General features: G+C 37.4%; 14 protein-coding genes. 8 read left to right on the top strand and 6 right to left on the bottom strand.

Annotation, left to right across the window (positions count from 1 at the left end; translation table 11 throughout):
* Window positions 1–19 precede the first annotated feature (19 nt).
* Together ACT29H_RS04770 and ACT29H_RS04765 are read left to right on the top strand one after the other, a co-directional pair.
* Window positions 20–1,510, top strand: a complete 1,491-nt coding sequence (locus ACT29H_RS04770) for a hypothetical protein (protein WP_444820461.1) — start codon at window positions 20–22, stop codon at window positions 1,508–1,510.
* A gap of 179 nt (window positions 1,511–1,689) precedes the next feature.
* A complete protein-coding gene (locus ACT29H_RS04765; RefSeq protein WP_444820460.1) occupies window positions 1,690–3,183 on the top strand; it encodes a calcineurin-like phosphoesterase C-terminal domain-containing protein in 1,494 nt (497 codons plus the stop codon).
* A gap of 24 nt (window positions 3,184–3,207) precedes the next feature.
* Here ACT29H_RS04765 and ACT29H_RS04760 read toward each other — a convergent pair whose 3' ends face one another.
* Both ACT29H_RS04760 and ACT29H_RS04755 read right to left on the bottom strand, forming a co-directional pair.
* Complete coding sequence (locus tag ACT29H_RS04760) at window positions 3,208–5,760, bottom strand: T9SS type A sorting domain-containing protein (RefSeq protein WP_444820459.1); 2,553 nt, start codon at window positions 5,758–5,760, stop codon at window positions 3,208–3,210.
* Window positions 5,761–6,185: 425 nt separating this feature from the next.
* Window positions 6,186–6,596 carry a response regulator gene (locus ACT29H_RS04755; RefSeq protein WP_444820458.1) on the bottom strand — a complete coding sequence of 137 codons (411 nt, stop codon included), beginning with the start codon at window positions 6,594–6,596 and terminating at the stop codon, window positions 6,186–6,188.
* A gap of 233 nt (window positions 6,597–6,829) precedes the next feature.
* Between ACT29H_RS04755 and ACT29H_RS04750 the strand changes: the two genes are divergently transcribed.
* Window positions 6,830–9,475, top strand: a complete 2,646-nt coding sequence (locus tag ACT29H_RS04750) for a serine hydrolase domain-containing protein (protein ID WP_444820457.1) — start codon at window positions 6,830–6,832, stop codon at window positions 9,473–9,475.
* Window positions 9,476–9,745: 270 nt separating this feature from the next.
* Here ACT29H_RS04750 and ACT29H_RS04745 read toward each other — a convergent pair whose 3' ends face one another.
* Window positions 9,746–11,053 carry a M18 family aminopeptidase gene (locus tag ACT29H_RS04745; protein WP_444820456.1) on the bottom strand — a complete coding sequence of 436 codons (1,308 nt, stop codon included), beginning with the start codon at window positions 11,051–11,053 and terminating at the stop codon, window positions 9,746–9,748.
* A 549-nt stretch (window positions 11,054–11,602) separates the two neighbouring features.
* Between ACT29H_RS04745 and ACT29H_RS04740 the strand changes: the two genes are divergently transcribed.
* The 5 genes from ACT29H_RS04740 (at window position 11,603) to ACT29H_RS04720 (ending at window position 16,514) form a co-directional block, all read left to right on the top strand.
* On the top strand, window positions 11,603–11,896 hold the full coding sequence (locus ACT29H_RS04740; RefSeq protein WP_444820455.1) for a hypothetical protein: 294 nt from the start codon (window positions 11,603–11,605) through the stop codon (window positions 11,894–11,896).
* Window positions 11,897–12,027: 131 nt separating this feature from the next.
* The gene (locus ACT29H_RS04735) at window positions 12,028–13,977 is read left to right on the top strand and encodes an LTA synthase family protein (protein ID WP_444820454.1); all 1,950 of its coding nucleotides are present in this window, start codon (window positions 12,028–12,030) and stop codon (window positions 13,975–13,977) included.
* Window positions 13,978–14,319: 342 nt separating this feature from the next.
* On the top strand, window positions 14,320–14,592 hold the full coding sequence (locus tag ACT29H_RS04730) for an HU family DNA-binding protein (RefSeq protein WP_444820453.1): 273 nt from the start codon (window positions 14,320–14,322) through the stop codon (window positions 14,590–14,592).
* 90 nt (window positions 14,593–14,682) lie between these two features.
* Entirely contained in the window at window positions 14,683–15,339 is a 657-nt protein-coding gene (locus ACT29H_RS04725) for a TrmH family RNA methyltransferase (RefSeq protein WP_444820452.1), read from the top strand.
* A 461-nt stretch (window positions 15,340–15,800) separates the two neighbouring features.
* On the top strand, window positions 15,801–16,514 hold the full coding sequence (locus ACT29H_RS04720; protein ID WP_444820451.1) for a LytR/AlgR family response regulator transcription factor: 714 nt from the start codon (window positions 15,801–15,803) through the stop codon (window positions 16,512–16,514).
* A 280-nt stretch (window positions 16,515–16,794) separates the two neighbouring features.
* On the opposite strand, the gene ACT29H_RS04715 is transcribed toward ACT29H_RS04720, so the two are convergent.
* The 3 genes from ACT29H_RS04715 to ACT29H_RS04705 all read right to left on the bottom strand — a co-directional run bounded on the left by ACT29H_RS04715 (window position 16,795) and on the right by ACT29H_RS04705 (window position 21,723).
* Window positions 16,795–18,156: a hypothetical protein gene (locus tag ACT29H_RS04715; protein ID WP_444820450.1), complete on the bottom strand. Its 1,362-nt coding sequence runs from the start codon at window positions 18,154–18,156 to the stop codon at window positions 16,795–16,797.
* 14 nt (window positions 18,157–18,170) lie between these two features.
* Window positions 18,171–19,181 (bottom strand): porin, encoded by a 1,011-nt coding sequence (locus ACT29H_RS04710; protein ID WP_444820449.1) that lies wholly within the window; start codon window positions 19,179–19,181, stop codon window positions 18,171–18,173.
* A gap of 286 nt (window positions 19,182–19,467) precedes the next feature.
* A complete protein-coding gene (locus ACT29H_RS04705; protein ID WP_444820448.1) occupies window positions 19,468–21,723 on the bottom strand; it encodes an inorganic phosphate transporter in 2,256 nt (751 codons plus the stop codon).
* Between the last annotated feature and the right edge of the window lie 26 nt (window positions 21,724–21,749).

The raw sequence follows: 21,749 nt of genomic DNA, 5'->3' as shown, positions 1-21,749 counted from the left end.
AATTCTAAAAATAAATATCATGAAAAAGAACATTTATTTCTTTTTGACTTTGCTTTTAATGGCGGGCGGCATTTTTGTGTCGTGTGAAGACGATGGTGACGATGTTAAGTTGCCGGAATATGGAGATGCCGAATTTGTTAGCTTCGGATTTTATGCCGAAGATAATCCGGGAAATCTATTAGAAGACTATGTGGTTGAAAATATTATTGGAGATCTTTCTATTGCATTACCTAATTATGTTGACAAATCTGCATTAATAGCCCGCTTTGAAGTAACAGAGGATGACACAGTTTTTGTGGGAGGAGTGGTTCAAGAAAGTGGAATTACTGCCAATGATTTTACTTTGCCGGTGGATTACTTGGTTACGGAAGGTACCAGCAATTCCTTATACACGGTAACCGTCGGGGATTTGCCTGATGCGGTTTGGACATCATTGGCCAGTGATACTACCGATATGCGTGAAATCGTAATGCGAGTTAATCCGGTTTCAGGAATTCCATATATTGGGTATGTACAGTCGGCCGATGATTCTGATAACTACAAAGCCGGAGTATTGGTCCTTGAAGGAACACAATTAGCCATTTTAGGAGAGACTACTGCTTCGGAAACAAGAGCCAGTGATATTAGTATGGCTTTTGATGCCAGTGGGGTTCCTTATATTGCTTTTGCAGACTATTCGAATGATAATAAAAGTGGCTCTGTTATGTCCTATACCTCTTCAGGATGGGGTTATGTAGGTGGTGATTCCGGACATGGAATTACGGATACTGAAATTGGCCATAATGATATCGTTTTGAAGAGTGATAACAATCCAATGCTTTTGGCGGTTAATGATGGAAGAGATGGTCAAATTCCTAGAAGGAACTTAAACATTTCTGATTTTAACGGAAGCACATGGGAAACTTCAATTACAATACCTGGTCGTCCTTCCGAAACCAATACTTATTATCCCAAAGCTTGCCGTGTGGGTGATTCTATTTACTTAGGGGTTCTTAATGTTAGTCTTTCTACTATTTCTGTTTACAAATATACAGAAGGAAGCTGGACAACCATTTCAGAAGGTTATATGGATGAAGAGGCAACCAAAATTTATTACCGTGATTTTGATATGGATGTTGATGCTCATGGAAATATCTATGTTGCTATTGCAGATAATGTAGTGGGAGAAGATATTTATCGTCCCAGAGTTATTAAATACAACGAAGAAAATGCTTCTTGGGATGTTATCGGCTCTCCTATCGAAGTTGATGCTACCAGTGGTCGGGAATTTAGCCTGGCAATTTCACCCACCGGAGTTCCTTATATGCTTTATAGAAATGAAAATATGTATCCTACTATGGTTGCTTTTGATGAAACCACTCAGGATTGGACCGAACCGGAAGTCATTGAAAGCGTGGAAAGTGAATCTCTCTTTCTGGATTTTGCCCCCAATGGCGTGGGATATGCAGTATTCACCAATACCAGTATAGAAAATACTATGCTTTATAAATATGATATTCCTCAGGAATAATAAATAGAACAGCGTTGTAAAAGGAAGGGTGCCAAAAAGAGTTTAGGGGGCACCCTTTTCTGTTTATTTTTTTTCTGTTTCGACCAGTGCTTTAGAGTCGATATGTGTAAAATGTTTTAATTTATTTTTGCGAACACATTGAACTATGTTGAATTATTGTCATGAAAAATATAAAATCAATGATACGATATTGTTTGTTTTGGGTAGCTATCTTATTTTGTCAGTCTTTCTTGGTTAAAGGGCAATCAACCTATGTTTCAGGAAGGGTGTATTGGGATAAAAATGGTAACAGCATATATGATAAAGGGGAGCGCCTATTAAAAAACATTCCCTTGTCAAATGGTGATACGATTGTTGTGAGTAACCGTAAAGGCGAATTCGAGCTAAGAGTTCCCTTAGGTAGCAGTTTATTCCCTATTTTACCGTCAAAATATGATGTGCCTGTCAAAATAAAAAACGCAGCCTTTAGTTATCTGGGGCGTTTTGTTGAAGATACTGTCTTGTCCATATCAATTCCTTTAATTGAAGTTGAGCCAAAAAATAAATTCAGAATTGGGGCTATTGGAGATGTGCAAATTGACAACCTTCAAGAAGCATCTTATGCCAGCAAAACATTGATGAAGGAGCTCTTATCGCGCAACGATTTGGATTTTCATATTTTTTTAGGAGATTTGGTCAATAGTGATAGTCAATTGGAGCCTTTTATAGCAAACATGCTGGAACAGTTAAATGCCCCTTCCTGGACGGTTTACGGGAATCATGACAGGAATTATCATACAGAACATCAAGATAGTACTTTTAACAGCTTTTTTGGCGCTTCTCACTATGCTTTTAATTACGGTGATGTACATTTTATTGTTTTGAACAATGTTTGGTCTGAAGGGGGAAGGTCATATTTTGGATTTATTTCTCCTGAACAGATTAGATTTGTGAAAAATGACCTTTCCCTGGTACCGGAAAATAAACTTGTTGTAATTTGTCAACATATTCCAATGACTCATACACGGAATAAAGAAGACTTATTTTCTGTTATTGGTGCAAGCAGGAAAGTGTTAATCCTTACTGGCCATACACACCGGGTTGGAAGGCATATTTTTTCAGATAATATTGCCGAGTTGGGCGTTGGAGCTTCCTGTGGTTCTTGGTGGACAGGTGAACGATACCTTTACGGCGTCCCGCATGCCTTGATGCAAGATGGTTCTCCCAGGAATTACTTTACTATAGATTTTGATGGAAGTGATTATTCCTTTCGATTTAAAGGAATAGGTATGGATGCTTCGCAACAAATGAATATTTGGGTTAACGGTCAGGATACTATTGATACCAAAGTGGAAATGCTGCAAAAACTTGATAAAAATTGTGTTGTGGTAAATGTTTATGCCGGATCGGAGCACACTAAGGTATATATGAACATTAATAACCAGGGGTGGCAGGCTATGGAGCGTATTAAGATGACCGCACCGGAGGTGGCTCGTATCGTCGCTATGAACAGAAGTGATGTTTTCCCAACCAAATTCAGCCGGAGAGCGGCTTTGCGAAGTTCTGGTTCACCCCATTTGTGGATGGGGAATATACCGGATACGCTTCAAGGGAAAATTGGCAAGATTGACATTAAAGCCTTTGATGATTACGGGCTGGAAGTAACCGATCATACTCTGTTTTTGATAAAATAAAAAAGCTGGTGTCTTATTTCCCGGTTAGGGTCTCAGCATCACTTTCCTGACCAATTCCCCTTGTGAAGTTTGGACATAAATCAAATAGGTGCCCGAAGGATATCCTGTAAGGTTTAGATCAAAAGAAGTATTTTGAGGACTGATGGTGATGTTTTGAGCTAGTAGTTGTCTTCCGTTTTGTGTGAAAACCTTAATAGTGGCACTCTCTTCTTCTGAAACACCTGAGATGGTCAGATGAAAGATGCCGTCGGAAGGATTGGGATAAACTTCTATGGTATTGCTCAAAAGCGTTATTTCCATTGTTTCCACATCGCTTTGGTCACTAAAGACCTGTAGCCAATAGGTGTTAAAACGGTTTACGTTTAAATTTTTAAGGGTAGGTGAAGAAGAATAGCCTGTGGCAGCAATCAATGAAAAAGAATCTTTACCGGAAATAATATCGCTATATGTGTCTGCTTGGTAAACTGCAAATTGAGCACCGGAACCTTGTCCGTTTATGGTTATTTTACCGTTGGAGGGGGCTTTAAAACTAAACCATGTGGAAATGTCATCCTCTTGTGCCTCGGAAGTAGAACATAGGGTTGTTGATGAACATTCTCCACTGGGGGGTGCCGGTTCATTGGGTTCTATGGTCCCGCAATTTAAGGTGAAAGTGCCATTGTTGCCCAATTTCAGATTTATGGCATTTTCTATATTGTCATTTACCGGGAATGAAACATGAATTAAAACACTGTCGGAGAAGAGGCAACTGCCATGTCCGCCTGTGGTGGTGACAGTAACATCGAAAGAACCGTTTTGACGAGCCTTATCGTTAATCGTTAAGGTCAAAAGATTGTCATTGATATCATAATCAAAGAAATTTTCTTCTGATATGGTAAATGAATAATTTTCGGCGCCCTGCGCTTCAAGTTCATATTGATCCATACTTTTACCGCAAAGAGATATTTCATCGGTCATGTTTGAGAAAGCTACCGGGAATACACTTTTTGCTTCAATGAGATTTTCGTAGGTAATGGTGTCCGAACCATAATTGTTGGCGACAATCAGAGTGATCGAATAGGAACCCTCTTTGGTGAAAAGCACCTGCGGATTTTGAGTGTTTGGGTCAGTCCCGTTTACGAATTGAAATGTTTCGGGTTCCACAGTCCAATACCATTGTGTTGGTTGGCCTTTGCTAAGGTCTGAGAGGTTGATCGCCGTGTTTAAACAAGCCAAGGAAACATCACTTTCAAAATCGGCGTTGGGCTGGCGATTGTAGTTAATGCCATCCAAAACAGTGATTCCGGTATCATCCGGATCGAGCCAGTATTTTAATTGGGAAGAAGGCGTCGAATAGTAATCCCAGGAAACAGAGAATTTCCCAAAAAGAGAGATTTCATCATCCCCTCCGTGCAACTGACCTATTATCCTTTTATCATCGTCGAATAACGGACTTCCCGAAGAGCCACTGGCATCTGCACCTTCATCGTATTCTACCTGCCAGTGGGTGTCTGGACTGGTAACCAAATTATCATCCCATCTAATACTATAGGGGTAATTAACTGGTTCATCGCGGTCAATCGCTATACTCTTTGGATTTCCTCCCGGATGATGGATGCAGGTTGTTGATCCGGTGGTTAGCTCATCATTTGCGTTCCATCCGGCATAATATGGTTGGTAATCGGTAGGTGGAGGTGTGGAAAGTTTCAGTAGGGTAAAGTCATTGTAACTGCTTGTGGCCATAAGAGTTGCTCCGGAAATGGATTGATCTAGTGAGGCATCGTTGCCGTTGCAGGTGGAATTTTCATAATTAAAGTAGGTGACAAGGGTTTGTGCAACCCCTTGTGAGCTGATACAGTGGTTGGCAGATAAAAAGAAAGGGGTTTCGTCTTGTCTAACATTATTAATCAATGCTCCAGTGCAAACATACCATGAGTTTTCTTCTGCAAAACTCATCAGACATACGGATCGTTTCAGATCCTGCCAATCATTGCCTTCGTCACAATTGATATCGATGAAAGTACTGCCGGCTTCTGCTAGGCTTCGGTAGGCAGTAAATACCGATTCCAGAACAATTTCACCTTCAAATTGAGGAGTTATCGGTTCGTTGTATTCGATTATGATATCATTTCCATCAATGGATCCAATGGATAACTGCCGATAATTTTTATTGTTGATATTGGTATAGGCCCCCAGTATATGTGTTGTGTCGGAGGTGTAAACGTACAGTTCACCACCGGGAGGTAATAAGTAGTTGTTAAAAAACAACCCGAGAGCTTTGGCATCTGGACAATTGATCTTAAAGCGCCAGATATTAATGTGCCCAAGGGTGCTTTTTATTCCTTCCTCTCTGATGTTAATATTCATGTTTTGAACTATCCCTATTCGGTTTGGAATGCCGTTTTTCTGATCTAATGATTTTTGAAAATCGACATTGACCGAGTCCAATAATTTTTGCGGAATGTTTTTGATGCTTTTCAGGGAGTTGGCTTGATTGAACCCTGCAGGTGTTGAGTAAGTTGATATTTGTGCTGTGCCATCCTGGAAATAAGAAAGTTCTAAGATGAAAAGCATAAGGGGGTATATTAAATTTTTCATTTAATCTTATTTTGGCTTGCAGGTTGGAGAACTCTGAAATAATCCAGATCGCTAAAATAGGGGAAAATAATTCAGAAGATTTATTTTTTCAATTAATACAGGATTTTTTCAACAAAGTGAAGAGATACTAAAACGAACAGATCCTGCATATTCAAAGAAGCTGATGGAAAATAAAAATCTGGTTTTGACTCCCGTCGCAATAAAAATGAATGCAGATAAAGTTTAATATTAAGAGGTTACTTTTTTTCTTAAGAATCCATAAATGCGCAAAAAAAATGATAATAAAGAGAATTGCATTTCTTAAGAAAGGGACCTTTTCTTTTCCAGAATATAATGAATATTGTTTATGTGCTGAGAAATTAAAATTGGAGAGATTTATTTACCAATAAAACTGTCGCAATTTTAGATAGAAACCAATAGATTTTTTATTCGTCAGAATTTAAATATTTGGACAGGGTTTCAATTAATACCTTTAACCGAATGGGTTTGGCTAAATAATCATCGCAACCTGCCTCCATACATTTTTCGCGTTCGCCGGACATGACATGAGCCGTCTGTGCAATGATGGGTATGTTGGGATTGATTTTTTTTATTTCGCGAGTGGCAGTGTATCCATCCATTATGGGCAATTGCAAATCCATCAACACCAAATCAACTTCATTGTCTTTAAAAAGCTCAATGGCCTTTTGGCCGTCTTTGGCCCATAATATTTTAGCGCTGGTTCGACGTAAGGCTGCATCAAAGAATATTTTATTGGTATCCACGTCTTCGACAACCAGAATGACCTTATCTCCCCAGTCTTGGTTTAGGGCATTGCTTAAATCTGAATCCAACATATGTGAATAGATAATGTAATTTGATAAACGTTTATTCTTGCTTTTAGGGAAGCACAAATTAACACTTTATTTTTAATTCCACCTGAATTTATCCGGAAAAATTTTCTTTAAAAATGATTTCATGGAATTAATTGGCAGGTTCCGTGTTTTTTTGTTGTTTTGGATATTACAAAGGAAAGAGCCATACTAAAAGATGTAAAAAGAGCGGGGGAAAACAGATGATCGTTTTAAGGATGACTGAAAAGATCGTTCTTTGCGTAATTGCTATGTTATTAGCAACGGGAATGGTTGCTGACCTGAAAGCATTGAGACATGTGTCGTCGGCTGAAAGTAGAAGGTCGGTAGATGAAATGAGCTTGCAACAGAAAATTAGTCTCCTGCTGCTGCCATCTCATCATCTGGAAAATGGAAAAATTATTTTTCCAAAAACAGAGGAGGCTGACTTCAGTGTGTGGAATAAAATGGCGATGATCAATGTTATAAATGGTTTTAAAACTTCTGATAGGGAGATTCCTTTTCCTGATATTAGAGCAATCCAATGTGTCAGAGATTCTCTGCATCGCCATATTTTGAGAGAAGATTTGATGAATTTTATGGCTCAAAATAAGATTTCGGGCCTCCTAGCTTCTGGGGAATATTTGTTTGATATCTGCGATAGAAAAGGACTTAATGTCCCTTCTTATAATTCATTGGCTTTATGGCTTGCACAAGAAAGAGAGATTTTTAAGATTCCTGTTGTTCCACTTCCGGAGAAACTGTTTATCGACTTACAGTCTTTGGGGTTAGCAGGTAGTAAAAATATTGTTATCAATCCTGGAATGCAGAAAGTGGATACGCCAGAAATTGCAATAGTTCCGAATTTTGAAATGCTTGTTCAGCAAGGTACGGTTTTTCTGACCTCGGATTACCAAAGGGATTTTAATCGTTTGCTTAGGGCTTATCAATTTAAAATGCTGAATGAAGAGCTTTTGAATGTAGGATGTAAAAAAATAATGGATTTTCTTGAGCAGTCGGTTCTATTTGAAGAGAGCTTTGTTTCCATACCTGTGTCAAGACCATTTAGTACTTATGCCAGAAGAATTGCTTTTGAAAAGGGGATTCGAATGTTTGGTAGGGAGGATAATTCTTTTTTGTCTGCAAATTTGAGTGATAAAAAGATTAAGATAATACCTGATGCTTCGGAAAATCAGATTTCAATTTTTTTTTCCATGGCAGCTAATCATGTTAAAATAGAAGAGAGGGATTCCATTCCTGCAGATTTAGTGGTTTGGCTTTATGGGGGAAAGGAATTGACAGATTCCATTATTAGACAAAGAATAAGAGAAATAAGATTACAAAACCCGGAGTCTAAAATTGCTTTAGCGGTAGGTTATTCTGGTAACTTTTTTGAAGAACATTCCTTTCCGGAAGAGTTAGAGTTGCTTATTATCGGTACTTCGGAATGGCCAGTTGTTTGGGAAAGCTTGGCTCAGGCTTTGTTTTTGGGCATGGATATCGAAAGAGCAAGGATGTCAGATTATTGGGTCAAAAGGATTGAAGACTTTTCATTAAGGGGTTCTCAAACCCGTTTGAAGTTTGGTGTACCGGAGGAGGTGTCGATGTTGACCGATAGTTTACTTAAAATAGATACTCTCATGTTAGAAGCGATTCGAGAAAAAGCTCTTCCTGGAGGTCAAGTGGTGGTGGTTCGTGATGGGGTGGTGGTTTGGAACAAAGCATATGGATATCATACATATAAGAAGACAAGACCTGTAAAAGAAAATGATATTTACGATTTGGCTTCCATAACAAAAATTGCAGCCACAATTCCTGCTCTAATGAAGTTGTTTGACGAAAAAAAATGGAGAATGCAGGATACACTAGGTCTTTTTTTTACTGAAGTTGATTCCACCGAAAAGTCCTCTTTAACCATAAAAGAGTTATTGTTACACGAAAGCGGTTTGGCATCCTATATCCCATTTTATTTGGAAGCAATTGATAAAAGCAAGTTGAAGGGTAGCTTGTTTGCCGGAAGATATTCATGGCTCTATAACATAAAACTTGACGAATATATATATCTGAACCGAACGGTGGCGTATCGGAAGGATGTATTTCGGGAGTTTAGCGATTCCATTTTTTCAGTTGCGGTTGCCAAAAATTGGTTTATAAATAAATTTTATCTGGATTCGATGATGTTGCAGGTCATTGATTCAAGGTTGTATCGAAGAGGTCAATATCGTTATAGTGATTTGGGGTTTTATTTTTTGGGTGAGTTGGTGCATCGACTCTCGAATAAATCGTTAGATAAATATGTTAAAGAATATTTTTATGAACCGCTTGGTATGTTCAACACCTCTTTTTTGCCTGTTAATCATTTTGAACAGAAACGGATTGTTCCTACGGAAGAGGACAAGGCTTTTCGTAAGCAGTTGATTCATGGGTGGGTTCATGATCCCGGAGCTGCCATGATGGGAGGAGTAGCCGGACATGCCGGCTTGTTTTCCAACGCGTTGGATATTGCAAAATTGATGCAGATGTACCTGAACGGTGGTCGATACGGAGGAAAGAAATACCTGAATTCCGGAACGGTAAAACTATTTACCAGTCGTGTTCACAAACAAAATCGGCGTGGTTTGGGTTTTGATAAACCCGAACCGGATAGCAAAAAAGAGAGTCCTGTCTCGAGGCAGGCATCTCTTTCCTCGTTTGGACACAGCGGCTTCACAGGAACACTTGCTTGGGCTGATCCTGAAACAGAAATTGTTTACGTCTTTCTTTCGAACAGAGTCCATCCCCACCAGTATAATAAGAAACTAATAGAAGGTAATTATCGAACAAGAATTCAGGATATCATTTATCGTTCCATAATAAGATACAATGATAACCTAAATGAAAATTAAGCAAGGGGAGAGGAAAGGTATCATTGAATTCCCGGTGGAAGCCTTCTCCCATTGCATGTATTTATAAGAATGAAACGAGCAAGTTGATTTTTGTCCAAAAGAACATGTATAAACATAGGGGCATTCGAGTTCCATCCAACCAATAACTTAAGTAAATTTTATACGGATGAAATTAGATTAACTTGTTGTTCTGGTAGAACTCTTATGATCTTTTGCTTGGTATTCTTTTTTTGGACAATCTAATTCGTACTGTTCGTTTCATCCACAAATTTATTTATTGGATCCAAAAAACTTTTCGAATACTCTAATCATATAATAATGGTCTTTAACCCCAGCAAGTTCTCTGACCGAATGCATGGACAACATGGGGTTTCCCACATCCACCGATCGGATATCCAGTTGTGAAGTCAGAATGTTTCCCAAGGTTGATCCGCCGACCATATCGCTGCGATTAACAAATCTCTGGCACGGAACACCAGCTAGTTGGCACAATGATTCAAATACGGCACCACTGTCACCATCCGTGGTATATTTCTGGTTGGCGTGGATTTTTATAACCGGCCCTTTATTTATCAGTGGGTGCAATACCGGATCATGTTTTTCAGGTAAATTGGGATGTACTGAATGAGCCATGTCGGCTGATATCATAAAAGAACGATAAATGGCTTGCTGAATGGCCTCTTCGTCGTTGCCTAATTGTTTGAGAATGCGATAGAAAATATTTTTAAAAAGAGGAGAACCTGCCCCTTGTTTGGTCTGACTTCCTACTTCTTCATTATCAAAGATACTTAACATAAATGTTGCTTCATCTGGAGAAGCTTTGGTGATGGCTTTTAAACCTGCATGTACCATAGCAAGATCGTCCAGACGGGGACTGGAGATAAAGGCATTATCAGCACCCATGATGCAACCTCTCTGGTATTCATTAAGGGTTAGGTCAAAGTCGAGTATTCGTTCGGCATCAATTCCTGCTTCCCTTGCCAGTAGTTCTTTTAGGACTCCTTTAGGGGAGGTGTCTTCATTCAATATCCCTATAAGGGGTAGCATGTCTTTTTGTTGATTGAACTTAACACCTTCGTTTACTTGGCGATTTAAGTGGATGGCTAAACTTGGGATGATGAGCATCGGTCGGTTAAAATTGACCAATCGGATTTCCGGTTTCAATAATTCTTCCCCTTTTATGACAATCCTTCCAGCCATAGAGAGAGGCCGGTCAAGCCAACTCATAAGAATTGGACCGCCATATACCTCTGTGTTTATGGAAATATAGTAGTCGTCACCAATTATCTCGGGTGAGGGCTTGATTTTAAATGAAGGAGAATCGCTGTGCGCACAGATCATTCTAATTCCTTCCTTGTGAGCCGGTTCACTACCGATAATAAATGCAAAGAGGGCAGAGCCATTTCTGGTGGTATAATATTTTTGGCCCTTTTTGAGTGCCCATGTATCGTGCAGTTCCAGTTTTTGAAATCCGGCTTTCTCCAAAAGTCGGCAAGCATTTTCTACCACGTGAAAAGGACTTGGGCTTTCATGAATAAAGTCGATAAGTTCTGTTGCTAATTTTTCATATTGTTTCATGATGGCAGATTTATTGTGATTTATCTGTTTTTTTGAGGTCATAACTTAATTCAAAAGAGAGCCTCTCTTCTTTTTGTTCAAAAAATAGGATTGTTTCGAACAAGAAAAGTTTAAAATTAAATAATGAAACCGTGATCCATTTTTGACAAAATTAAAAGAAAATTAATTAGTTTATTTCCAAATTTTATCTGATTTATGTAAATTTATTTTTGACTTTTATCTCGTTATAGTACTTGTAATGTTTAGAATTTTGATTATTAGGCTTAAAAGGTGGTGTAATCTTTTTTGTATTAATCTTGAGATAAAATTCAATTTTACACTCAAGAGGGGTTTAACACATTAATGTTGAGGGCTTTTATGATAAAATATTAGTTTAAATTCTGCGATTGAAGAAGTGGAAAATGCTAAATCATTTGTAAAAATAATTAATTTCACTTGTATGGTATGGAATTTGTTAACTTTTTAGATTCCATTTTGTTATTCTATTATGAGATAATAGGTGAAATGAGCTTTAAATAATTTCAAGTAAAAATTAAAAATATAGAAAATATGAAACATTATCGCATAAAAGTACGAGACGACAAAGCGGAATTCTTCGAAGAGTTGTTGCGTTATTTGGACTTTTTAGATTATGAAGAGGTGGAAAATTTTTCTGAACCAAGAATCTATCCCAATTTTGATTTAAATCCACATCCTCAAAAAAATCAGAAGAATTTGACGACTGAACCGACTTTCCCGAATATTAAAAATAAGAATAGTCAACAGGAATCATATCCAGACAATTTAAGGGAGGTTATGGCTCGAATTGACCAACTAAGGGATCAAGCTAGGAAGAGTAAATAGCATTCAATTGATAAATTTTTAATGTGAGACTGTTTTTTTTGAACAGTCTCTTTTTTTGTTGGTTGTGAGGAGCCCGTTAGTTTGTATTCATATTATCTTAAATTTGCATGGATTTTTATTTAATAAAAAAAATGAAGCATATAAGAAATTGGAATGAGTATTTGGTTTTGATATACCGATTGGGATTGGTCATGATCCTTTTTTCGATTTGTCGTGTGGCATTTTATTTTTTTAATAGTAATTTATTTGAAAATCTGTCATTACAAACCTTTTCAATGATTTTGTATGGAGGGATTCGGTTTGATTTGAGTGCGATTCTTTACATTAATGCTCTATATATATTATTATTCCTTATCCCATTCAGGATAAAGTTTCGTAGAGGCTACAGGGTGGGATTAAAATGGCTTTTTATTATCACTAATGCAGTTGGGTTGGCAGCTAACGTTTCCGACTTTATTTATTATAGATTTACCTTGAAAAGGACGACTGCTAGTGTTTTTAAGATTTTTAGCCATGAAGATAATATGGTTTCCTTGTGGGGGCGTTTTGTTATTGACTATTGGTATGCTACTCTTTTCTGGTTGATATTGATATTGGTGATGGTTTTGGGGTATAGTCGATTTAAATCAAAGCCACAGGGAATAAATCCTTGGTGGAAATATACTATTATCGGCACCATTGTATTGGCAGTGGCCGGTGGATTAACTATAGGAGGGATGCGGGGTGGCTTTCGGCACAGTACGCGGCCTATTAATATAAGTAATGCTGCCCAATATGTGGATAGGCCGGAGCAAATCCCCATTGTTTTGAATACCCCATTTGCCATTTTGCGAACTCTTGGAAAATCAGTGTTTCAGCCGGTTGAATACTTTCCAACGGATAAACTAGATGAGATATATTCCCCTGTTTACGTTCCCAGTCGTTCTGCATCATTTGGCAGTGGAGATAAGGAAAAAAAATACCCCAATGTTGTTTTGATTATTTTGGAGAGCTTTGGACGAGAGCATATAGGTGCGTTGAATGATACACTTGAAGGTGGAAAATATAAGGGATATACACCCTTTTTGGACAGTCTGATTGCTCAGTCATGGGCTTTTAATCATGCTTATGCCAACGGGCGAAAATCAATTGATGCGCTTCCATCCATAGTGGCATCGGTGCCATCATTGGTGCAACCCTATATTGTTTCGGAATATGCCAACAACAGGATCAACGGTATGGCTTTTCTTCTTAAAAAGATAGGTTATGAAACAGCCTTTTACCATGGAGCCCCTAATGGATCTATGGGCTTTAAGGCTTTTACTAAAATGGCCGGATTTGATTACTATCGCGGGAAAAACGAATACAATAATGATGATGATTTTGACGGTATTTGGGGTATCTGGGATGAACCCTTTTTTCAATATTTTGCTAAAGATATGGGGCAGTTAAAAGAACCTTTCTTTACCACTATTTTTTCTGTCTCATCGCATCATCCCTTTAAAGTTCCTGAAAAGTATGAAGGGTATTTCCCGGAAGGACCTCTTCCTTTGCACAGATGTATGGGCTACACTGATATGGCCTTAAAGCGTTTTTTTGAGACAGCGTCAAAAGCAGAGTGGTTCCGGAATACACTTTTTATTATTACGGCTGATCACTGCACAATTCCTTTTCATGAAGAATATAAAACTCCGGCTGAAAGTTTTGCTATACCTATTTTGTTCTATAAGCCTGGAGAAATTGAGCCTCGCATGGATACGGCCTTAGCACAACAAGTTGACATCCTCCCTACTGTAATGTCTTATATCAATTATCCCTATCCATTTATCGCTTTTGGAAATGATCTTTTGTCCTCTGGTCAAAAAGACCGGTTTGTAATGAATTATTTCAATGAATCGTATCAATTTCTTTATGACAAGTATGCATTATATTTTGACGGGAAAGAGGTGACAGGCATATATGATTTGATTCAAGATCCCTTGCAGAAGAAGAATTTAAAAGGACAAATCGAAATTGCCAACGCTGAAAAATTAATGAAAGCCTATATTCAGCAATATATAACACGGATGATTAATGATCACCTGGCCTTTAAGGAAGAGTAAATTTGAGGGAAAGGTCTTGGGGGGAATTAAAAGTGCCAAAGGGTTGGAAAAATATGAGTTTTTATAAAGAATGTGCATTTGCCGTTTTGAACAAAATATAAAAATTGATCATAAAAATATTTGATTTCAAATTTGTTAGGATATTAGGGGCATTGATAGTGTGTGGCATAAAGAACTGGCAACAAAATGGCTGTTTAACCACAGTTTTGCATCATTGTTCAAAAAAAATGATGTTTTAATACAATTTTTGTGTTTTGAAATTTGGTAAACACCAAAAACCGTCTATATTTGTGCTAGGAAGATTGGGAAACCTATTTTATAACCCTAAAATTAATTTTTATTATGAACAAAGCTCAATTAATTGAAGCAATTGCCGGCGAGTCAGGATTGACCAAGGCCGATGCTAAAAAGGCATTAGATGGTTTTATTAAAGTGACCGGCGATGCATTGAAAAAAGGTGACCGGATTGCACTGGTTGGATTTGGTTCTTTCTCTGTTTCTGAGAGGAGTGCCCGTACTGGTAGGAACCCGCAAACCGGTAAGGAAATTCAAATTCCTGCCAAGAAAGTTGTTAAATTTAAAGCTGGTAGTGAGCTTACCGATGCTGTAAATTAATTCTTTTTTGGTCGAAAGAATAAGAAAGGGGTGTTTCTTTTGAGAAATACCCCTTTTTACAGGTATATGGAAAAAGAGCTGATACAATACATGTCTAAGTTTTTGACAACTGAACGATTTCAGTTGTTTGAAAGGGTTATTGATAATAGGACTAACTATTTGACCGTTGTTCTGGAAAATATTTTTCATTCGCACAATGCCTCAGCTGTACTTCGAAGTTGTGACTGTTTTGGCGTGCAGGATGTGCATATCATTGACGATGACAACAATTATGAAGTAAATCCGGATGTTGCCCTCGGTGCATCCAAATGGCTATCTCTTCATCATTATGCTGATAGGGATGGAAATACCACCCAAACCGTTCTTTCCAATTTGAAGAAAAAAAATTATAGAATCATTGCTACAGTTCCAGATAAAACTGCCTTGCCATTTTATGATCTGGATATTTGTAACGGGCCTGTTGCCTTAATCTTAGGCAATGAAAAAAATGGTATTTCGGATGTGGTTAGAAATTTGGCAGACGATTTTATTACCATTCCAATGATTGGCTTTACCGAAAGTTTGAACATCTCAGTAGCTGCGGCCATCATGCTGCAACATTTTTCTACCCATATTCGTAAACAACTAGATGTTTCCGAGTGGAAAATCAATTATAAATATCGTAATCAATTATTGCTTGCCTGGATGCGAAAGTCAATTAAAAAAGCCGACCTGATTGAGAAAGCTTTCAAGAACAATAGATGTTGAAGTAATCTAATTTTATTGGTGTTTTTTGGCTTTATTTTTTTGTTGATTTTAGGTTGTTGACGAAAACATATATTAAAGTGTGAGTGTTGAAAGTTTGTGATTTCGTCACTTAAGGATATCTGAGGGATTTCAGAAATTATCTGGTAAGGAATGTGAGAATTTAAATGCTAACATGCTTTAAATTTGTTAAATTTGGCGGTAAATTGATTAAAAATAGTATATTTTGTATTTTTGAATTAATTTAGAGGCAGATAAATGAGCCTGAATGCCGGAAACCAATAGCTTTCAACATAGCCCAAACCGGCAAAATAGAAATTTGGATTTATATCAACTGTCAAATATGCCTTGGCAGGTCTGGTTTTGTTAAATGTAGATTTAATCCTTTTCCGTTCTCAAGCCGGAGTAACAATACTATTAATGTAAAGAAAGGCATACGACCAAAATTAGTAAATATTAAACGTATGAATTGTATTATTATTGATGACGACAAGCTGTCAATAAAAATCATTGAAGAGTTTGTAGGCAGGACAGAAGGGCTGCACCTGACAGGATCATATTCCAGTGCTGTTGAAGCCTTTAATTCAATTAATCAGGCCGGAGCAGAAAAAGTGGATTTGATTTTCCTTGATATTGAAATGCCAGAGATGTCCGGAATTGAATTTCTGGATTCCTTGGATATTATTCCCCAAGTAATCATATATTCATCTCAGGAAAAATATGCTTTAGAATCATATGAATATGATGTAACCGATTATCTTTTGAAACCAGTCCAATTTGGACGGTTTATTAAAGCCGTTAATCGTGCTAGAGAGCGCTATGAGAAAAAAGATAGTCCTGTAAAAGAGAGTACAGAAATTTTTATTAAAAATAACGGATCACTTGTGCGGATTAAATATGATGATATTCTGTGGATTGAGGCATTAGAAAATTATGTGGTATTAAATACATTTAAAGAAAAATATACCATTCATTTTACCATGAAAGCTATTGCCGATAAGATGCCATCTGATAAATTCATGAGAATACATCGCTCTTTTATTGTCAATTTTAGTAAAATAAAGGTGATAGAAGACAATTCGGTGGTCATAAAAACCGATAGTGGCACAAAAGTAATTCCCATTGGAAAATCATATCGGGACAAATTAATGAACGATATCAACCTTATTTCCAAATAGAAAAACGTCTTTTACGGAGATTTTTTGACTGAGAAAAGTAAATATTCTTTATTTTGCTTTTTCATTTATGGATTTAGACAAACTGGTAGAGTTGGGGAATTTTGGTTTTGTGTGGCTTATTAACAAACACAACAGCTAAAATAAAAAAATAGATTTTTTTATGATTGTTTACCTGTTTAATACGCAGGTATTTTTTTGCCGATTTGCATATATATATATGCTAAATTAGTCCTGCTTGGCAAAAGTTATTCTTAAAGGAATTGATATTGTATGTTTATGATTAATTTTCTAATAGATAACCTTCTTTATCTAGGATACTCCAATATTTCAACCAGTTGTTGGATTCACTAAAAGCCCCTTTGAAATTTGGCTTTTTCAACCAAACATCCTCGATAATAAAAACTTCCCCCAAGTTTGGATGATCTGGTAATAAATTCATAACATCAATTTTTTGTGGGTTATATTTAATTTCTGGATCTTCCAAAAGGTTATTTTCTTTTTTAAATGAAGCATTAATTATAGAATCTTGTTCTGTTGTGTTCATGGATTGAGTGGAAGATACACTTAATATCTGTCGGGCAGAGTTATTGCCAATCATGTAAAATACATTGTTGGCAATTTTAATATTTCCATTCTCAAATTGTTGGAAACTATCTAAATTGTTAGCTGAATATTCAATATAAATGCCATGGGTTTGGTGAAGAAATAATGAGTTTACAATTGTTCCCGCTGCGCTGTTGTAAAACTTAGCAGAAATACCGTCTTCGTCCATTCCTCGACCTATCAGTGTGGCGTTGCTGATAAATGGTTTTGTTTTAGAATAGCCTTTGCGGTCGCTTATTTCGACTAGCAAATCACCTGTTGATCCCGCCTGAAGCCCAGTTAAAAATTGGCAATTGCCGTGGTATCCCAGATCAAAATCAAAAGCATCATCGCCACAAAAGGCTGAAAGCAAGTAGCGAACGTTTACGGTTCCTCCAAAAAATTCAAATCCGTCATCTCTGTTTGAAATTACCTCAACAAATTCTATCGTTGTTCTGCTACCAACTCCTCCTAGCGTCAATCCGTTAATTTCATTGCCATCTTCCAATTTTGTTCCACCATGACGAATCGAAACATATTTTAATATGCCTGAATTATCCTCTCGGTTGGTTCCACCGTAAAATGCACGGTAGTCTTCTGTTGGAAGGCCTTCTATCAAATTTTCACCCGATGGTGTATTTACCGGTGCATTTCCTAGTATGATGACTCCTCCCCATAATCCGTTGTTTTCAATGGGTATTGAACCTTTCAGGTCATCACCTTTTACCGTGAAAATAATGGGCTTTTCAGGTGTTCCTTCGGCAATAATTTTTCCCCCTCTGGCAATGACCAGTGCACTTGCATTTTCTCCTTGGCCGGGTTCAGCACGGATTACTGTACCAGCTTCTATGGTCAGGGTTTGGCCCTCATTAACAAATACAATACCATTTAAAAGGTATTCTTTATCAGACGACCATATCGTGGTCCCAGTACCGTTGCCTCTATCGCTTACAGTAGTATAATCATTTGGAAGAACATATTCCGAATCCCGACATCCCGATTGTCCCAAGAATATCAAAAACAATCCTGCTGCTAATTTTACGAATTGAATTTTTATCATGTCGAAAGTGTTTTTTAAAATGAGGCTTCTATATTCAGAAAAAAGGCGGCAACCATATCCATATTTCTAGCTTGGGGATAATGATCTTGATAATTGGCTGCTATTCGAATGTTCGTAATGGGAATATATTCTATTCCGGTAGTCAAGGCTGATTCATCGTTGGCTAGGTTCCAAGGTGTTGATTCTCCTTCCAGTATGTTGGAATCAATTTTGTCATATCTTAAAAAAATTTTCGTCCTGGGCAGAATTTTTGCATCACTTTTTATAGAATAACCATTAACGTTATGATTCTCCCTAAAATCACGATTCCAATGCATGGCATATTCCCCGCCCAGTGAAAATAGGTCATGGGAATAACCCACAAACATTACTGCTGTGGATTGATGGATAGACTTGGACGACAAATCTCCATAAATTCTGACGGTCCATCTATGGGCAGGAAAAACAGTTAATCCCAATGCTGCTTTAAAGGTATTGTCGTTTTGAAGACTGGAATAACCTTCACCATTAAAAAAAGCTATGTCTAAATTAAACAATTTCCTATCCCATATGGCTTTTATTCCTATATCCGCACTTGGACCAAAACTATAAATATCCATAAAAGGTCTAACAATGTAACGACGATTCCAAAATTTTTCCTGTTGTTTGAACTGCATGACATCCTGCAATCCAAAGGTTAGCTGAAGATTTTCTATAGGTTGATAGTAGATTGCGGCAGTTTTAAAGTAACCAAATCTTCTTTGAAGGGAATATTCTGCATCATTGGGAGAACCAATATCCAGTTTTATCTCAGCCGAAAATTCTGGCGATATTAGATATTTATATCCCAAGTAGGCCCTACGGACTTCAAATGCTGTTTGTTTGTCAGGGCCTTTTAATGAGGTATTAAAATTAGTAAAGATTCTTCCATATACTTTTCCTGAAGGATGAAATTCGTCTTTTGTCAAGGATTCCTGGGCTTTAGTTTGGATCAACACAAGGCAAATTCCTACCAGAAGAAACAATGTGCGGTTTTTTTTCTGCATTTCCCAACAATTTGAGTCATCAGAACAATACTTCATGTGAGTATTGTCTTAATAATTAGTGTGTTAAAATTTAGTTTTAAGCTTTGCAGGTATTTATTTGATCAATATTTTCCTTTTTTTTAACATGTCAAAGCCTGTATCAGATTCTATATGAATTAGGATTTACCATGGAGATTTTTTCTGTCAATCTCCAAACATACGAGATGATTTAGGAACTAATAACTATGATAGCAAAAGACTAATGATTTTTTTCTGTGGGAGTGCAAAAGTAATAAATTTTAAACATTTATTTTTTCATTGCCGACACAAAATCCCTTTGCGCTTTGAGCAAATTGACCAGATGTAGAAGCATGTTTTGTGTCTCGTGTAAAATGGAGAGATATAGCATGCTTATTTTAGTCCCGGATTTCTCCTTTTTGATACGTTTCAACTGTTTTTTGCGCATACCTTTAATTACTTCAATTATTTTTATTTGCTCATCTATTAAATCCTGAAGGAGGTTAAAATCAGATTGTTCAATCATGTTATTGCTTTTGGTAAGTAAAGATCTGACTTTTCCTTCCAGAATATTGATTTCTTCAAACTGTTCTTCGGAAAAAACTTTGTGATTATTGTTTAAGTGTTCAAAACAAGGAATTACTATAAATGTTAATGAGTGAACCGTTTCACGCAAATAATCTATTACCTGCACATAATAGAGTCCAGAGTCTATCGAATCTTCTTGTAGTTTTCGGACTGTGTTGTAGATGTTGCTTTTTAGTTTTTTTGTCCGTCTATTTAAGGCTTCAATTTCCTTGCTGTTTTCTTTTAGGTGTTTTCTGTCCTCTGCTTCAAAGAAGATTAATGTATCACTAAATAATTTTGAGAGATCTTTAAGAACATCGGAAATGTTGGTTCTGCATTTTTCTAGGACTTTCACAGAAGTGATTTCACCATTTACCTCCTCAATTTCCATTTCCAGAAAGCGCTTATCTTCACGTTCCATTTTTTTTATTATGATCTGGGTTCTATAAATCATGAAAGCTGCCAATAGAATGAGAAGGAATATGGCATAATTGCCACCATACATCATTACGGTGGCCATAATAAAGGCCAAGGAAGCAGCAGAAAATGCCGTTAAGAACCAGCCTCCAATAACAGAAACAACACCGGTGATTCGGTAAACAGCGCTTTCACGTCCCCATGCTCTGTCAGCGAGGGAGGTTCCCATTGCTACCATAAATGTTACATATGTGGTGGAAAGTGGGAGTTTCATGGATGTGGCATAGGCTATAAGAATACTTGCCACCACCAAATTTACAGAAGCTCTTAGGGCATCAAAGGACGGCGCCTCTTTTCCCATTTTTTGCCTTTCTTCTTCATATTGGGTGCTGTCAAATTGGCGGTCAAGATAGTCTCGAACTTTTTTGGGAATAAACTGATTAAACGAATTGGAAATGGCAATGCTGCCACGCACAATGGAACGGGCAAAAAAAGATGAACCAAAGCGTTCTTCGCCTTCTGACTGTCTTCCCAAATCGATGGAAGTTTTCACCACTTTTCTTGCTTTTTTTGAAGTCCAGAGCGTGATTACCATTATTAAACCTGCAAGAATCAAGAGCAAAGAATCAGTGTGGATTTCTCCGGCCAGCGATTTCATCAGTAAGGTGTCGGCCTCTACACCGGACGCTTTAAAGATTTTAAAGGATTCCAGCCCAGCAAGAGGCACTCCTATGAAATTAACCAAATCGTTTCCTGCAAAGGCCATCGCCAGAGAAAAAGTTCCTGCTAATACTGTGAACTTAAGTATGTTGAAGTGGAATAGCCAATAGAGCAACTGCATAAGAACGGTCCAGAAAATAAAACTGTACAGAATAATCATTCGTCCGTTTTCTGCAATCCATGAACGAGTATTTTCCTCCATAAAAGAAGCATTTTTTGCTCCTTTAACGATTAGAAAATAGGTGATAGCAGTTATGGCCATTCCCCCCCATACAGATCCCAGGTATTTGAGCCGCTTTTTTAAATTAAATGAGAATACTATTCGGGCAACATACTGGACGATAATCCCAACAGTAAATGAGACCGCGACGGAGAGGAGGATGCCCGAAATAATGGCAAGGGCTTTGGCTGAATTGATATAGTCAGCTACAGAAAAATTCGGATTGTTAAAGGATTTGATTACGGCAACTCCTATCGCAGCACCCAGCAATTCAAAAACTATGGATACCGTTGTAGAAGTGGGGAGTCCGAATGTGTTGAAAAGATCGAGAAGGATAATATCGGTAAGCATTACTGCTAAGAAAATGATCATTATCTCTTCAAAAAGAAAAAATTGAGGGTTAAAAATCCCTTTGCGTGCAACCTCCATCATACCTCCCGAAAAACTGGCCCCCACAAAAACACCGGCAGCAGCCACAATTAAAATCACTTTAAAGGATGAAATTCGTGCGCCGATGGCTGAATTGAGAAAATTTACAGCGTCATTGCTAACGCCAACAATTAAATCGGAAATGGCAAGAAGAAAAAGAACGCCAACGATTACTAAATAAATAGTTTCCATTTGTTGAAGCAAAATTTAATTTTTTC

Origin of the sequence: Thermophagus sp. OGC60D27 (assembly GCF_052400625.1) — a bacterium.
Taxonomy (GTDB): domain Bacteria; phylum Bacteroidota; class Bacteroidia; order Bacteroidales; family Marinilabiliaceae; genus Thermophagus.
Note: the sequence above shows the minus strand (reverse complement) of the source record. Positions and strands in the feature narration are given on the sequence as shown.